Origin of the sequence: Thalassospira indica, from assembly GCF_003403095.1 — a bacterium.
Classification (GTDB): Bacteria; Pseudomonadota; Alphaproteobacteria; order Rhodospirillales; family Thalassospiraceae; genus Thalassospira; species Thalassospira indica.
Window position 1 is genome coordinate 2,435,280 of the sequence record NZ_CP031555.1, and the last position, 15,623, is coordinate 2,450,902.

General features: G+C 54.0%; 12 protein-coding genes. 5 read left to right on the forward strand and 7 right to left on the reverse strand.

All coding sequences use genetic code 11. The features are described from left to right. Window positions 1-25 precede the first annotated feature (25 nt). The 6 genes from topA to DY252_RS11525 all read right to left on the reverse strand — a co-directional run bounded on the left by topA (window position 26) and on the right by DY252_RS11525 (window position 8,202). Entirely contained in the window at window positions 26-2,662 is a 2,637-nt protein-coding gene (gene topA / locus DY252_RS11500) for a type I DNA topoisomerase (protein WP_064789625.1), read from the reverse strand. Window positions 2,663-2,832: 170 nt separating this feature from the next. Then, on the reverse strand, window positions 2,833-4,110 hold the full coding sequence (gene dprA, locus DY252_RS11505) for a DNA-processing protein DprA (protein WP_342768631.1): 1,278 nt from the start codon (window positions 4,108-4,110) through the stop codon (window positions 2,833-2,835). A gap of 62 nt (window positions 4,111-4,172) precedes the next feature. After that, entirely contained in the window at window positions 4,173-4,823 is a 651-nt protein-coding gene (plsY, locus tag DY252_RS11510; protein WP_082923540.1) for a glycerol-3-phosphate 1-O-acyltransferase PlsY, read from the reverse strand. A 1-nt stretch (window position 4,824) separates the two neighbouring features. After that, window positions 4,825-6,147, reverse strand: coding sequence for a dihydroorotase (locus tag DY252_RS11515; RefSeq protein WP_064789627.1), 1,323 nt, complete (start codon window positions 6,145-6,147; stop codon window positions 4,825-4,827). Next, window positions 6,144-7,103: an aspartate carbamoyltransferase catalytic subunit gene (locus DY252_RS11520; protein ID WP_086013196.1), complete on the reverse strand. Its 960-nt coding sequence runs from the start codon at window positions 7,101-7,103 to the stop codon at window positions 6,144-6,146. The genes DY252_RS11515 and DY252_RS11520 overlap by 4 nt, the downstream gene beginning before the upstream one ends. A gap of 175 nt (window positions 7,104-7,278) precedes the next feature. Next, window positions 7,279-8,202 (reverse strand): AEC family transporter, encoded by a 924-nt coding sequence (locus tag DY252_RS11525; RefSeq protein WP_064789628.1) that lies wholly within the window; start codon window positions 8,200-8,202, stop codon window positions 7,279-7,281. Window positions 8,203-8,451: 249 nt separating this feature from the next. On the opposite strand from DY252_RS11525, the gene DY252_RS11530 reads away from it, so the two are divergent. Next, window positions 8,452-9,267 carry a VOC family protein gene (locus tag DY252_RS11530; RefSeq protein ID WP_064789629.1) on the forward strand — a complete coding sequence of 272 codons (816 nt, stop codon included), beginning with the start codon at window positions 8,452-8,454 and terminating at the stop codon, window positions 9,265-9,267. A gap of 59 nt (window positions 9,268-9,326) precedes the next feature. Here DY252_RS11530 and ruvX read toward each other — a convergent pair whose 3' ends face one another. Next, window positions 9,327-9,851, reverse strand: a complete 525-nt coding sequence (ruvX, locus tag DY252_RS11535; protein ID WP_064789630.1) for a Holliday junction resolvase RuvX — start codon at window positions 9,849-9,851, stop codon at window positions 9,327-9,329. A 445-nt stretch (window positions 9,852-10,296) separates the two neighbouring features. On the opposite strand from ruvX, the gene DY252_RS11540 reads away from it, so the two are divergent. The 4 genes from DY252_RS11540 (at window position 10,297) to DY252_RS11555 (ending at window position 15,604) form a co-directional block, all read left to right on the forward strand. Further along, window positions 10,297-11,400 (forward strand): ABC transporter ATP-binding protein, encoded by a 1,104-nt coding sequence (locus tag DY252_RS11540; protein ID WP_064789631.1) that lies wholly within the window; start codon window positions 10,297-10,299, stop codon window positions 11,398-11,400. A gap of 85 nt (window positions 11,401-11,485) precedes the next feature. Continuing rightward, a complete protein-coding gene (locus DY252_RS11545) occupies window positions 11,486-12,601 on the forward strand; it encodes an extracellular solute-binding protein (protein ID WP_064789632.1) in 1,116 nt (371 codons plus the stop codon). Between the two features lie 188 nt (window positions 12,602-12,789). After that, entirely contained in the window at window positions 12,790-14,379 is a 1,590-nt protein-coding gene (locus DY252_RS11550) for an ABC transporter permease (protein ID WP_197482585.1), read from the forward strand. Window positions 14,380-14,383: 4 nt separating this feature from the next. Then, window positions 14,384-15,604 (forward strand): ABC transporter permease, encoded by a 1,221-nt coding sequence (locus tag DY252_RS11555; protein ID WP_064789634.1) that lies wholly within the window; start codon window positions 14,384-14,386, stop codon window positions 15,602-15,604. Window positions 15,605-15,623: the final 19 nt, after the last annotated feature.

Consider the following 15,623-nt stretch of genomic DNA (forward strand, 5'->3'; position numbering starts at 1 on the left):
ATTCCAGAGAAAAGGAAGGCGGCGATTAATTCGCCGCCGCCTTTTTCGTGGTTGTCTTCTTCGCTGCGGGCTTCTTTGCAGCCGTTTTCTTTTTCGCAGGGGCTTTTTTCTTCGCCGTTGCCGTTTTCTTGGTCGCGGCCTTGGTCGTTTTGCCCGACTTGGCTTCCTTTTCCTTGATGGCTTTGATGGCCATTTCAAGGGTGATGTCATCACGTTCTACATCGCGGATATTGGCGATGGTTTTCTTGTGCTTAACAAACGGTCCCCAGCGGCCAACGGCGACAAAGATCGGTTCACCATCATCGGGATGCTTGCCAATTTCGGTACCGGCCTTTTCGCGCTTGTCGGCAATCAGCGTGATCGCGCGGTTTTCACCGATCGTCAGAACATCATCGTCGGCCTTGAGAGAGGCAAAAATACTGCCTGCCTGAACGTATGGGCCGAAACGGCCGATATTGGCCTTCATTTCCTCGCCAGTGTCGGGGTAAATCCCGACAACACGTGGCAGGGTCAGGAGTTCCTCGGCCTTTGTCAGGTCAACAACAGATGGCTCCAACCCCTTTGGCAGGGATGTGCGTTTCGGTTTGACCTTTTTCGGCTTGCCGTTCTTGCCTTCGACTTCCTCTTCCTCACCCAGCTGGACGTAAACGCCATACGGGCCTTTGCGAAGGGTAATTTCCTTGCCGGTTTCCTTGTCAATGCCAAGGACCTTGGGGCCGGAATCAAGTTCGGACTCGGATCCGTTTTCATTGGCAACGAGCGGCCGGGTATAATTGCATTCCGGATAGTTCGAACAACCAAGGAAGGCGCCAAACTTGCCGAGCTTGAGGCTCAGCGTTCCATCGGTGCATTTCGGGCATTTATGCGGGTCTGTTCCGTCTTCGCGGGGCGGGAACAGGTAGTTTTCCAGCATTACCTGAAGGGCATCAAGGACGTCAGTGATCTTGAGTTCCTTGGCCTCGTCGACATTGCCTTTGAACGACTTCCAGAAATCCTTGAGAACGTCTTTCCATTCCAGCTTGCCCATCGAAACTTCATCAAGCTGGTTTTCCAGATCGGCCGTGAAGTTGTACTGCACATAGCGTTCAAAGAACTTCGACAGGAAGGCGGTTACCAGACGGCCACGGTCCTGTGCGACGAAACGGCGACGTTCCAGCAACACATAGTTCCTGTCCTGAAGAACCGAAATGATCGACGCATAGGTCGACGGACGACCAATGCCGAGTTCTTCCATCTTCTTGACCAGGCTCGCCTCGGTATAGCGGGGCGGGGGCTGGGTGAAGTGCTGATCAATGCTGACTTTGCCAAGGTCGGGCTTCTGGCCTTCTTTTAACGGCGGCAGGCGACGATCATTTTCGTCTTCGGCCTCGTCATCCTTGCCTTCCTGATAAAGTTTCAGGAAGCCGTCAAACTTCACAACAGAACCATTTGCACGCAGAACCACGTGATTGTCATTCGATGACAGATCGACTGCGACCTGATCGAAACGGGCGTCTTCCATCTGACACGCCACGGTACGTTTCCAGATCAGGGTGTAAAGCGCCAACTGGTCCTTATCAAGGTGACGCGAAACCTGTTCCGGACGACGGAACAGATCGGTCGGGCGAACAGCTTCGTGGGCTTCCTGGGCGTTCTTGGCCTTGTTGGCAAAGCTGCGCGCATTGGCCGGAAGGTATTGATCACCGTAATCCTTGCCAATCAGACGGCGTGCGGCGGCGAGTGCTTCCTGTGAAAGCACCACGGCATCGGTACGCATATAGGTGATCAGACCAACCGTTTCGCCACCGATATCGACACCTTCATAAAGGCGCTGCGCAAGCTGCATGGTGCGTTTCGCGCCAAAGCCAAGTTTACGCGATGCTTCCTGCTGCAGGGTCGATGTAGTGAAAGGCGGCTGCGGACGCCGTTTGACGTCTTTGCGCTCAACCTTTGAAACGGTGTAGCTGCGGCTTTCGACCTTTTCCTTGGCGATCTTGGCAGCACTTTCATCACCAAGTGCCAGCTTATCAAGCTTTTCGCCATTCAGATGGGTCAGGCGTGCGGAAAACTTGCCCTCGGGAACGGCAAAGCCAGCCTCAAGCGACCAGTATTCGTCCGGTTTGAAGGCTTCTATCTCAATCTCGCGTTCGCAAATCAGGCGGAGCGCAACTGATTGCACGCGGCCTGCCGAACGCGAACCGGGCAATTTGCGCCACAGAACCGGCGACAGGTTAAAGCCGACAAGATAATCAAGTGCACGGCGCGCCAGATAGGCATCCACCAGTTCCTGATTGAGCTCGCGCGGATTGGCGATGGCTTCGGTTACGGCTTTCTTGGTGATCTCGTGAAACACAACGCGATGGACATCGCGACCGCGGAGCAGCTTTTTCTGCTCGAGAACTTCAAGAATGTGCCAGGAAATGGCTTCACCTTCGCGATCCGGGTCAGTCGCGAGGTAGATGGTGTCAGAGTCACGTGCCGCCGAAGCAATTTCCTTGATCTGCTTTTCGGAACGGCCATCGGTTTCCCAGACCATTGCAAAATCATTGTCGGTATCAACCGAACCATCCTTGGACGGCAGATCGCGGATATGACCAAACGAGGCCAGCACCTTATAATCGTCGCCGAGATATTTATTGATCGTCTTGGCTTTGGCCGGGGATTCGACGATGACAAGATTCATTACGTTTTTCGTGTCCGGTTCTTGCGCCCGAAGGCGGTCATTATGCTGTGTGGTCCGTAACCTGAAAGTCTGCACACATATATTATAGTGTGTCGCTGTTTTTCAGATCAAATTGCGCAAATTGCGGCAAATCACAACAATATTTGTCACATCCATATCCGACGCGACTCTCATTTGGCGATACGCGATACCCTATTTCCGGGGTGACGTTCAACCCTTCCTGCAAGTTCGAGCTCAATCAAAATTGTCGAAACCTGCTCGGCGGGCAAGTCAGACGTCCGAATGAGCTCATCAATCAGAAGGGGGCTAGCAGATAGCAAATCAAAGAGTTTTTCCAACTCTTTGTCGGAGTCTTCCTTGGTGTCGGTTTCGTCAGAAAATTCTTCTAATTCAATTGATTGACGGGTTTTCTTTTCACCAAGAATGACCGCATCTTTTTCCAGTGATGCCGTTATTTCCTGATATGCCTCGGCTGAGGTGTCAGAGCGTGCGTCGCGCGCAGCTGTGTTGAAGGTGTGATTTTGTTCAAACAGATGACTGTTTTGCTCGGCGGTTCGAAGGGCATCCAGAATTACATCGGCAGAGTCGCACAAGATTGCACCATCACGGATCAAGCTGTTCGGACCAGCTGCGCGTGGGTCGGTCGGGGAGCCCGGAACGGCAAACACATCGCGCCCTTGTTCGGCGGCAAAGCGGGCGGTGATAAGCGATCCGGAATTCCGCCCGGCCTCGATGACAACCGTTCCCAAAGACAGTCCGGAAATGATGCGGTTACGGCGCGGAAAGTGCCTTGCCTGTGGTTGGAGGCCGGGGGGCATTTCTGAAACCACGCACCCCTGTTCGCAGAGTTGTGCATAAAGGTCCTGATGTTCGCGGGGATAAACGACATCCACGCCGCCACCCAGAACAGCAATCGTACCGCCGCCTGCATCATGTTTGCTTTGCAAGGCCGCCGCATGGGCCGCCCCATCGATGCCGCGTGCCATACCTGACACGACGACATAGCCCGCGTTTACGAGCTCATGACTGATTTTACGGGCAAATCCGCATCCCGTTGCCGAAGCATTGCGCGCACCAACGATCCCGATGGCGGCTTTGCCAAGAAGCTCAATCCGTCCGATGGCATAAAAATAGGGCGGCGCATCATCAATCCGCCCCAGAAGGGCCGGATATTCCGGGTCGCCGAAAATGATCGGTCGTGCGCGCGATACCTTTGCGGCCTCAATTTCCGCAACTGTTTCGTCGCGACCGGCAATCTTGATCTTTCGCGTGGCCTTTGCTTGGGCAATGACATCGGGCAGGGCATCAATGGCATTTCGGCCTGAACCAAACCGTTCCAGCAATTTGCGAAAGGTAACCGGTCCGACATTGGTGCTGCGCGCCAGTCGCATGCGTGCCAGACGTTCCGATTGCGATAATCGCGATGGTTGTTGGTTGGGTAAATGCATAACGCCCGGATTGTGGTCATCCGGGCGTTATTTCGTCAAGCTATTCGAAGGGCGACTTGCGCCTATGAAGCAGGCGTTTCTTCGTCAGCCTGCTTTTTCTTCTGGCCGATCTTGGGTTCTTCGCCGCGGATCAGGCGTCTGATATTGGCGTGATGGGCAAGCCAGACAATCACAGCCAGGAATACACCAAGCCACCCGGCACCGGCATCATTGGCGATGAAGAACGCCGCCAACGGGGCCGCGATCATGGCGATGAGTGCCGAAAGCGAAGAAATCCGGAAAATCAGCGCCATCACCAACCACGTCAGCGCCGCACAAAGGCCCATGATCCAGTTGACGGCGGCAAGCGTGCCAAGGGTGGTGGCGACCCCTTTGCCGCCCTTGAAACGCAGCCAAATCGGGAACATGTGGCCAATAACGGCGGCACCGCCGGCAAAGATGCCTTGCTCTGCACCATAAAGGTGGGTGAACAGCAGTGCGGCAAAGGCGCCTTTGCCCGCATCGCCGATCAGGGTCAGGAAGGCCAATCCTTTACGACCTGTACGCAGAACGTTGGTTGCGCCGATATTGCCTGAACCAATCTGGCGGATGTCGCCAAGCCCTGCCATGCGGGTTAGAACCAGACCAAACGGGATGGAGCCCAACAGGTACCCACAGACCGTCGCAACCTGGAGCGACATCAACATTGCCTTATAAGTGGCATCAAGTTCCATTTCAGGCACCTTCCGAGAAGACTTCGCGGCCATCGATCAGGGTGCGCAGAACGCGTCCCTGTGTCAGACGGCCGTCAAAGGGTGAATTTTTCGATTTCGAATGGAACTGGTAAGGATCAATTTTCCACGGGCGATCCGGATCAAAGATCACCAGATCGGCCGCGGTTCCTTCTGCCAGTGTTCCGGCCCCTTTGATGCGAACCAGTTCGGCTGGCGTGCGGGTCAGTTTGGTAATCACATCGAGCAGCGACATATGTCCGTTGTGATAAAGCTCCAACGCCATCGGAAGCAGCGTTTCAAACCCGACCGCACCGGCAGCGGCCTGCGCAAAGGGCAGGCGTTTGGAATCTGCATCTTGCGGGTTGTGGTCCGACGCAATGGCGTCAATCGTACCATCGGCAAGACCGGCAACAATCGCCTGTCGGTCATCTTCGGAGCGAAGCGGCGGTGACAGCTTGGCAAAGGTTCGGTAATCCGAAACCGCATTCTCATTCAGTGCGAAATAGGGCGGTGCGGTATCGCAGGTGACTTTAAGCCCGCGTTTCTTCGCCTTGCGGATCACTTCCACCGATTCACCGGTCGAAATATGGGCAAAATGCAGGCGCCCGCCAGTCATTTCAACCAGTCGCAAGTCGCGTTCGATCTGAATGACTTCGGCCAGAGGTGACACCCCGGAAAGGCCAAGGCGGGTTGCCAGTTCGCCGCTATTCATCGAGGCACCCTTGGAAAGCTCGGGCTCTTCCGGGTGCTGGACGATCATGCCATCAAAGAACGTGGAATAGGACAGGGCCTGACGCAGCAGGCGCGCACTGGCAATCGTCTTGATCCCGTCGCAAAAGGCAACCGCACCGGCCTGATGAAGCAGGCCCATTTCGGTGATTTCCTGCCCCTCGATGCCCTTGGAGACTGCGCCATAGACAAATACCTTGGCCAAGCCAACCTTGCGGGCACGACGGGCAATGAATTCGACACCGGCCACGTCATCAATCACCGGATCGGTGTTGGGCAGGGCAATAATGGTCGTAACGCCACCGATCGCCGCAGATTTGCCGGCGGTTTCGATGGTTTCCTGATGTTCAAATCCCGGTTCACGCAGTTGGGCGCGCATATCAACTAGCCCCGGTGCCAGGCATGCACCTCCAAGGTCAATGACTTCAAAACCATCTGGAACAGTACCTTCGGTGATGTCCGGGCCACTTTTGGCGATGGTGTCATCTTCAATCAGAAGGCCACCGGTTTCATCGGTTTGTTTGACCGGATCAAGCAGCCTGGCATTGATGAAGGCTTTTTTGCCGGCACCTTTGGCGCGAATGGCGGGGCTCATGCCTGACCTCCGATCTTTCTGTGGTTCTGCACAAGCAATTCAAGCGCTGCCATGCGCACGGCAACTCCCATTTCGACCTGTTCGCGGATGACAGAACGTTCAACGTCATCTGCAACTTCGCTGTCGATCTCGACACCACGGTTCATCGGGCCGGGATGCATGATCAGGGCATCTGGTTTGGCGTTGGCAAGCTTCGCACGGTCAAGGCCATGAAAATGGAAGTACTCGCGCACCGACGGGATGAAGCTGCCTTCCATGCGTTCTAGCTGCAGACGCAGCATCATGACGATGTCGCAGTCTTTCAGGCCTTCTTCCATGTTGTGGAAAATTTCGACACCCATCCGGTCGATCTTCGACGGGATCAGGGTTGGCGGGGCGACAAGGCGCACGCGCGATCCCATGGTATTCAAAAGCAGGATATTGGAACGTGCAACACGCGAATGGGCGATATCGCCACAGATCGCAACATTCAGGCGATGAAGGCGTCCCTTGTGGCGGCGAATGGTCAGCGCATCAAGAAGAGCCTGGGTCGGGTGTTCGTGGCGCCCGTCGCCTGCATTCAAAACCGCACAATTGACCTTTTCGCTCAGAAGCTTGACCGCGCCACTATCGCCATGGCGAACAACCAGTGCATCCGGGTTCATGGCATTAAGGGTCATCGCGGTATCAATCAGGGTTTCGCCCTTTTTGACCGAGCTCGTGCCAACCGTCATGTTGATAACATCAGCCCCCAGACGTTTGGCCGCCAGTTCAAACGATGTCAGCGTCCGGGTGGAGTTTTCGTAAAACAGATTAACAACTGTCGCGCCGGCCAGAATGTTGCTGGTCTTGTCTGCGGAGCGATTTTTTTCCGCATAGTGCTGGGCGCGGTCCAGAATAAGGGTGATTTCCCCGGGGGTCAGACCCTCGATCCCGAGGAGGTGTGGGTGCGGATAATGATCCGCCGCTGGTCCCATGACGCTCATGGCGTTGCACATTTCCCTTGGATGATCTTTGAAAAATTTCGGGCGGAGCATAACGAATTGCCCCTGTCACGAAAAGTTAAATATTGCCAGTAATACCGATGCAATCGCATCAAATTTCCTGACTGATCGGTCAGGTTTCAGGCGACGAAGGCCACACGATCGGCGATCAGACGACCTGGGTCAAAATGGCGATCACCGGCATGGTGATAATCGCAAGCAGGGTGTGAACGGTGATGATGCTGGCCATCATCTGCGCATTGCCCCCCATCAGGCGCGCGAGAACATAAGCACTGGCAGAGCAGGGCAGTGCCGCATAAAGCACCACAGCGGCAAGTTCGATATCGGGCAGTCCCAGCATAAGGCACAGACCCGCTGCAATCGCTGGGCTCAACACCAGTTTTCCAACACTTGAAATCCCGACCGGAAAACCTGCGCGCCGTGCAGCCGAAAGATCAAGCCCGGCGCCAACGGCAAGAAGCCCGATGGGCAGGGCCGCGCGTCCAAGCACCTCAAGGAAGGGTCCAATGATCGGCGGCAAGCCAATTCCCAGAACGTTAAACAGGCTGCCCAGCACGCATGCCATCAGAAGCGGATTTTTTGCCACATCACGCAGCAATGACAGAACGCCGGGCTTGCGATCATTTTCACCCAGATGCGCGCAGGCCAAAACAGAGATCACGTTAACTGTCGGCACGACCAATGCGACGCAAAGGGCAGTAACGGTTAGTCCGTGTGTGCCAAGCAAGGCCGCCGCAACCGCAAGCCCGATATAGGTGTTTGGCCGAATGGCGCCTTGCACCAGCGATGAAAATGTTGGTGCGGAAACCTTCAAAACGGGGCGCACCACAAGGATCAGTGCGGTACAGATCGCAATCGTGCCCAGCATTGCCGTCGCAATCCCCAACAGTGGCAGGCTGCCAAGGTCTGCTTTGGCGGTGTTGGAAAAAAGAAGGGCCGGGAAGGTGATGAAATAAGTCAGTTTCTCTGCACCCGGCCAAAAACTGTCGGGCAGGAAACGCCGTTCGCGCAGCACATACCCGACAACGATCAGGGCAAAGGTCGGCAGAAGTGCTGAGAGAATGGCAAGCATCAGGTGGCTTTCATCACGTAATGAAGAAGAACTTTCAACGTCACCATACTGTTACCACCGATCTGAGCAGGGTGAAATACGCTCGCGATATCTAATTAGAATAGATGACTAAAATTCAGTTGGTGTCGAGTTGTTCTTTGCCGGTGTTTTCCGATGTGATAGTCAGCACATCCAACAGGTTTTGGCGTCGATAGACTGTTTGTTCTGCAAAGTCGTCCAGCTCGCTGAATGTTCAAGGAAAGGGACGCCATGTCACGCGCGATTGATCACATTGTATTATGTGTGAATGATCTTGATGCTGCGATAGCTGTCTATACGCAGCTCGGATTTACAGTGACCCCGCGTGCGGTTCATCCCTTTGGTACCGGTAATGCCCTGATCCAGCTTGACGCCATGTATATCGAACTTCTTGCCGTGGTGGATCCGGGCAAGATTGCCGAAACTGACCTTGCCCTGCCATTTTCGTTTCCGATCTACAATCGCGACTATCTGCGTCATCGTGAAGGCATGTCGATGCTGGCCCTGCAATCGCGCGATGCCGAGCAGGACAGACAAAAATTTATCGCAGCCGGTGCCGCAGTGCCGGCGGTATTTCACTTTGAACGCGATGCCAAGACGCCTGACGGTGAAACAGTCGGCGTTGCCTTTTCGTTGGCCTACGCCAACCATCCGCTGTTGCGACATGCGGTGACGTTTGTGTGTCAACATCGACACCCGGCGCAGAATTTCTACTTTCCTGCTTATCAGAGCCACAAGAATGGCGCTGTTGCGATTGGCAAGGTTCTTGTTGATCACTGGGCGGCGGAAGCGGTGCGCGACTTCTATGAAGAAATCGGAGTCGACGCGATTGTTGATGCCTTGCATGGCGACGAACTGGTTTCGCGCTATGGCGTGGAGGATTCCGCATTCCCGACAGACGGATTTGCCGGCTTTGAGTTGATTGTCGATGATATGGCGAAAATTGCCGATGCAGCCGTCGCAATGGGGGCCGTTGAAAAAGACGGCATGCTTATCATTGCACCTTCCAGGTTCTTCGGGGTGTTGATGGTGATCACCGCCAAATAAAAAGCTGCCTGAATGAACAGGCAGCTTTGATCTTGTGGGTCAGGGCGGGCTGACGGTTATCAGTCTTCTTCCGCCTCGATATCGTTATCGTCTGGTTCGGCATTCTCGCCGGGATCGGTATGGCGGTTCAAATGATCCAGCGCGCCTTGCAAGATATAGGCAGCTGCTGTCTTGTCGACGACTTCAGCGCGGCGTTTGCGGGTCATGTCGACTTCTTCAATCAGAATACGCTCAACCGCGTTTGTTGACAGGCGCTCGTCCCACATCAAAACCGGCAGGTCGATATACTTTTCCATTTCGTCGATAAAGGCATAGACGCGATGGCACCCCTTGCCGATCGAACCATCAAGTTCGCGCGGGAAGCCGATGATAATGCCGCCGACATTCTGTTTGTCGATAATCGACGAAAGCTGGGCAATATCGCGTGTGAACTTCTTTCGTGAAATCAGCTCATACGGTGAGGCAATCTGCAGCCCGACATCTGATAGGGCTACGCCAATTGTCTTGGTGCCCAAATCAAGGCCCAATACACGTGCTGCCGGTGGCAAGAACCGCAGCAATTCCTGAGTGTCATTGCAAATCATGGCGACCTTATAGGAGTCTTTTTGCGAAATTGCCAGCGCAAAGCAAATGTATCGTTTTCCGATTTATGGAAGAAACGACGCCGAGTTGAGTGTGTGGACGCATTTTATTCTAAATGCAGCCAAGAATGGCGGGCTTCCTAGCGTAAAAATCTTTCTGAATGATGAGGGGTTGAAGTGCCTCAGCAGGTTTGTTTTAATATCGCACTGCCGAAATTGATCGAAATCGAAATATGCAGGGCGAAACAGGCAGACCGAATGCGCAGATCATCTTGAGAGAAAGAAAACAGAAAGACGCAGCGCACCTATTACACGTGAGTGTCGCAATGCTTCTATCCACGGGGTTCGGGAACCGTCATGCTCGACAGGTTCCAGTTGATTTACGCATACAAAAATCACCAAAAGCGAAAACGCTGAACAAACAATGACAAATCAGGGGGTATAGGGTTTGGCCGACGGTGCATCAAACGAAGCGTTCGTTGAGTTTGAACGTGTACAGAAAAGTTATGACGGCGAAACGCTCGTCGTTAAAGATCTCAACCTAACAATGCCTAGAGGCGAGTTCCTGACGATGCTTGGTCCGTCAGGGTCAGGCAAGACAACTTGCCTGATGATGCTTGCCGGTTTCGAAACCGCGACTCACGGCGATATTCGCCTTGGCGGCGTTTCGATCAACAATATTCCGCCGCACAAGCGTGGTATTGGCATGGTCTTTCAGAACTATGCGCTTTTCCCGCATATGACCATCGCCGAGAATTTGGCTTTCCCGCTTGAGGTCCGCAAATTGGGCAAAGCGGAACAGGAAGAAAAGGTCAAACGCGCACTCGATATGGTCGAAATGGGAAGCTTCGGTGGTCGTCGCCCGGCTCAGCTTTCGGGCGGTCAACAGCAACGTGTCGCTTTGGCCCGTGCGCTGGTGTTTGAACCTGAACTTGTTCTGATGGACGAACCGCTTGGTGCACTTGACAAACAGCTTCGTGAAAAGATGCAGTTTGAAATCACGCATCTTGCCCATCAACTTGGCATTACAACGGTTTACGTCACCCATGATCAGACCGAAGCCTTGACGATGTCTGATCGCGTTGCCGTGTTTGACGATGGCCGTATTCAGCAGCTTGCACCGCCCGATAAACTTTACGAACAGCCCGAAAACAGCTTTGTTGCCCAGTTCATCGGTGAAAACAATACGCTGGAGGGGATCGTCAAGGAAATCAAGGGCAACACTTGTGTGGTGCAGCTTGATGACGGCGAAATCATTGATGCCGTCCCGGTAAATGTCAGTCAAGTGGGTGAACGTACCCGCGTTTCGATCCGTCCTGAACGTGTCGAATACAATCGTGATCGTCTGCATGAAGACGCCCATACATTGAAAGCCGAGGTGCTGGAGTTCATCTATATGGGTGACATCTTCCGCACGCGGCTGCGTGTGGCCGGCAATGATGAGTTTATCATCAAGACCCGAAATGCGCCTGATCAGATGCGCTTGAAACCCGGCCAGCAGATTGAAATCGGCTGGCTTGCAGAAGATTGTCGCGCACTCGACGCGTCATAATCGTTGGTTGGACAGATTACAGGACCGGTATGCCCGGGTACCGGTTCTTAACGAATAGTCCGGGAAACAATCAGGGAGTCTATTAATGCAACTTATTAAAACCCTTACTGCATCAACAGCTTTGCTCGTTGTCGCAAGTGGTTCCGCATTTGCCCAGGAGATGGTAAATGACATGACCCTTGTCAGCTGGGGTGGTGCATACCAGAACAGCCAGGTCAAGGCTTATGCAGAGCCTTACATGGAAATGCATCCAGAGGTTTCAATTACCTGGGATGAAAGTTCGAACGAGGCTGTCGCAAAAATGCGTGCAATGAACGAAGCCAATAACATGACCTGGGATCTGGTTGACGTTGTTGCTGCCGATGCTATGCGCCTTTGCGATGAAGGTCTCGCAATGGAAATTGACCCGAACGAAATCCTTGCAGCAGCGCCGGACGGTACCTCTGCCGAGGATGACTTTGGTGATCTCCTCGTAAGTGACTGCTACATTCCGCAGATCGTTTATTCGACCACGTTTGGTTACCGCGAAGACATGGTTCCGGATGGAACACCGGCACCGACCGACATCTGTGCCCTGTTCGATACCGAAACCTATCCGGGCATGCGTTCGCTTGAAAAACGCCCGATCAACAACATGGAATGGGCTCTGCTCTGCGATGGTGTTGCCAAGGACGAAGTCTACGACGTTCTTGAAACGCCGGAAGGTCAGCAGCGCGCGCTCGACAAACTGGCAACCATCAAGGACAGCGTGATCTGGTGGAGTGCCGGTGCAGATACCCCGCAACTTCTGGCTGATGGTGAAGTCTTCATGGGCTCGACCTACAATGGTCGTCTGTTCTCGGCAATTGTTGAGCAGAATCAGCCGATCGCCATGCTTTGGGATGCACAGGTCTTTGACCTTGACGGTTGGATCATTCCGGCCGGTCTTCCGGAAGAACGTCTGAACCGCGTTCTGGACTTTGTGAAGTTTGCAACCGATACCCAGCGCCTTGCTGATCAGGCTGCTTACATTTCGTATGGTCCGGCTCGTTTGTCGTCGGCGCCGCTTGTTGGCAAACACGCCGAACTGGGCGTTGACATGGCACCGCACATGCCGACCGACCCGGCAAACGCCAAGAACACGTTCCTCTATAACTATGAGTTCTGGGCTGACTATCGTGACGACATCGATGCCAAGTTCCAGGCTTGGCTCGCTCAATAAGAGCTAAGGGTAGGGGGCCGTTCGCGGCCCCCTTTGCCGACCAATTCGCAGAACAATAAATTGCCGGTCGAAACAATAGACCGAAAACACCGGGGCAGGCTTACGGGGGCGTAATGGGTGATACATCGCAAGAAGTCGTGTTAGCTGCTGATGGCAGACCACTAAAACAAAGTCTACGAAGGGCATTGATGCGCCAGAAGATGCGCGCGCTCATGCTGGTTGCGCCACTTTTGATCTTTGTGGTCGTGACTTTTATCGTTCCGATCCTCTCGATGCTTTTCCGGTCGGTTGAAAACGACATTGTGCCGAACACACTCCCGGGAACGGTGATCGCGCTCTCCCAGTGGGATGGTTCAACCGGGGAACCGCCGCACGAAAATGTATACCGCAATCTTTACATTGATTTATTCAAGGCAGAGGAAGCCAAACAGCATACCCGTCTTGGTTCTCGCCTGAATTACGAGCAATCCGGATTGTCATCCTTGTTCCGGACCACGGGGCGGTCGCTTGATGACATCGGTGAACTTTGGCAGGATCCGCTTGAAGATATCGACCCGAACTTCGAAGAGGGCTCTTTCTGGTTCGAAATGATGTCGGGCACAGGCGGGGAAGATTTCCTTGAAACACGCCGTGAACTGATGGCGCTGATGTCTGATGAAGACATGAGTGGTGATGTCGGCTTTGTGCCGTCAGAACAAATCATTCAACTGCTGCCCTGGACCGCACGTGCTTATACCGATTTTGCCCTTTGGGCTGCGATCCGCGATGGCGATAACGTTGCCGAGGAAGATCCATGGGAGTCCGTTTACGGCGCCCTTGGTATGGATCTGACCAATTCGGATACGGTTTCGGCGATTAACAGCTATAATGGTGCAGGCGCAAGCGCCTTGCAGGCGGCGGCCGCCAATATTGATCAGCTTCCGCAATTTGGTTTCCGCGAAGCTTTCACCGAAGAAGACGAAGATTGGGGCTCAGCTGATATCTGGGCAACCATCAAACTCTATTCGCCAAGCATGACCCCAGGGTACTTCCTGAATTCCGTCGATATGACGCTGACGCCGGACGGGATCGTGATGAAGCCGGAAAATCAGCAGATTTATACCACGCTGTTCATGCGCACACTGATCATGGCGCTGATCATTACCGCAAGCTGCATTGTTCTTGGCTATCCAGTGGCATGGTTGCTCGCCAATCTTCCAATGCGTACGGCAAGTATCCTGATGATTTTGGTTCTGCTGCCGTTCTGGACGTCGCTCTTGGTACGAACGTCGGCCTGGAAGGTTTTGTTACAGCAGCAAGGGGTTATCAACGAAATCCTTGTCTGGCTCGGGTTTGTTAATGATGCAGATCGGCTTGTTCTGATGAATAATGCAACAGGTACGGTCATTGCCATGACCCACATCCTGCTGCCATTCATGATCCTGCCGCTGTATTCGGTGATGAAAACCATCCCGCCAAGTTACCAGCGCGCGGCCAAGTCACTTGGTGCGACGAACTGGACTGCCTTCTGGCGAGTTTACTTCCCGCAGTCGGTGCCGGGCATTGGTGCCGGTTCGATCCTCGTGTTCATTCTTGCGATTGGTTACTACATCACGCCTGAAATCGTTGGCGGTACGGATGGTGTCTTCATCTCCAACCGAATTGCCTATCATATTTCAAGTTCGCTCAACTGGGGCCTTGCGGCCGCACTCGGGTCTATCCTTCTCGTCGTCGTTCTTGGCCTGTACTGGTGCTACGACAAGATTGTGGGCATCGATAACGTGAAGTTGGGGGGCTAAGAACATGAATGAAGTAATCTCATACGTAAGACGGCCCGAACTGATGACTTTCACGATGCCACTGGTGGCCTTGTTAGGTGCGATGTTCGGCTTCATTACCGGCAACATCTTTGGCAGCCCGTGGGTCGGGTTCGTCATCGGTGCTTTGGTCGGGGCGGCACTGGCCTTTGTGTTCTCGAAAATCGTCAAAGTGAAAAGCAAACAGAAAACGCTGGCAACTGGTGTGCTTTTCGGTGGAGTAGGCATGATTTTCGGCGGGCTTGGCGGCTTGTTTGGCGGCTTCCTTGTCGGTATTTCGATGGGCTGGTTTGCCAACTGGGTTGGAAGCGGTAGATACCGGGCCGGCGTTCCGATCTATTACACGCCGGGTCAGGTTCTTTGGCACAACGCGTTCCTGTTTATCTGTGCGTTTGTGTTCTTCTTCCTGATCGCGCCGCTTCTGCCGGTGATCTGGCTCAGCTTCAATGCCGAGAACTTCTTTACCTTCACGCCAGAAATGCTGAGCTTCAAGGCAGAAGGCTATAGCCTCAAGCATTATCGCGATTTCCTGGGTACCGATGAATGGATGGTGCCACTCAAGAACTCGTTGATCATTGCTCCGATTGCGACGCTGATTTCGCTATCCCTTGGGACACTTGCCGCAATTGGTCTTAGCCAGTCGCACGTGCCGGGGCGCCAGGCGATGATGGCCGTGCTTATTTCCCCGATGATCGTGCCGTTGATCATTTCGGCCACCGGCATGTTCTTCTTTTACGCGCCGCTGGGCAACTGGCTTGAGCTTAATCTTGGCCTCAATCAGGCATTTGTCGGCTATGTGAAGGTGATCCTGGCCCACGCTGTTCTGGGCATTCCGTTTGTCATCATCACGGTCACCGCAACGTTGGTTGGCTTTGACAAGTCACTGACCCGTGCGGCGGCAAACATGGGGGCAAACCCGGTCACCACCTTCTTCAAGGTTCAGATGCCTCTGATCCTGCCGGGTGTGATTTCGGGCGGCCTGTTTGCCTTTATCACCTCGTTTGATGAAGTGGTTGTGGTGCTGTTTGTCGGGTCTGCCCGTCAGCAAACCTTGCCATGGCAGATGTATACCGGTCTGCGCGAACAGATCTCGCCGACCATTCTGGCAGCCGCGACGATCCTTGTATCTGTCTCGATCCTGCTGCTGCTGACCGTGGAACTGCTGCGTCGTCGTTCCGAACGTCTGCGTGGTATGAGCCCGGGCTAAGCCGATCTGGCATTCTGTC

What these genes read in the sequence shown, in the direction of transcription:
- topA (WP_064789625.1), bottom strand. Translation starts at nt 2,662, where the DNA reads ATGAATCTTGTCATCGTCGAATCCCCGGCCAAAGCCAAGACGATCAAT.
- dprA (WP_342768631.1), bottom strand. Translation starts at nt 4,110, where the DNA reads ATGCATTTACCCAACCAACAACCATCGCGATTATCGCAATCGGAACGT.
- plsY (WP_082923540.1), bottom strand. Translation starts at nt 4,823, where the DNA reads ATGGAACTTGATGCCACTTATAAGGCAATGTTGATGTCGCTCCAGGTT.
- DY252_RS11515 (WP_064789627.1), bottom strand. Translation starts at nt 6,147, where the DNA reads ATGAGCCCCGCCATTCGCGCCAAAGGTGCCGGCAAAAAAGCCTTCATC.
- DY252_RS11520 (WP_086013196.1), bottom strand. Translation starts at nt 7,103, where the DNA reads ATGGGACCAGCGGCGGATCATTATCCGCACCCACACCTCCTCGGGATC.
- DY252_RS11525 (WP_064789628.1), bottom strand. Translation starts at nt 8,202, where the DNA reads ATGCTTGCCATTCTCTCAGCACTTCTGCCGACCTTTGCCCTGATCGTT.
- DY252_RS11530 (WP_064789629.1), top strand. Translation starts at nt 8,452, where the DNA reads ATGTCACGCGCGATTGATCACATTGTATTATGTGTGAATGATCTTGAT.
- ruvX (WP_064789630.1), bottom strand. Translation starts at nt 9,851, where the DNA reads ATGATTTGCAATGACACTCAGGAATTGCTGCGGTTCTTGCCACCGGCA.
- DY252_RS11545 (WP_064789632.1), top strand. Translation starts at nt 11,486, where the DNA reads ATGCAACTTATTAAAACCCTTACTGCATCAACAGCTTTGCTCGTTGTC.
- DY252_RS11550 (WP_197482585.1), top strand. Translation starts at nt 12,790, where the DNA reads ATGCGCCAGAAGATGCGCGCGCTCATGCTGGTTGCGCCACTTTTGATC.
- DY252_RS11555 (WP_064789634.1), top strand. Translation starts at nt 14,384, where the DNA reads ATGAATGAAGTAATCTCATACGTAAGACGGCCCGAACTGATGACTTTC.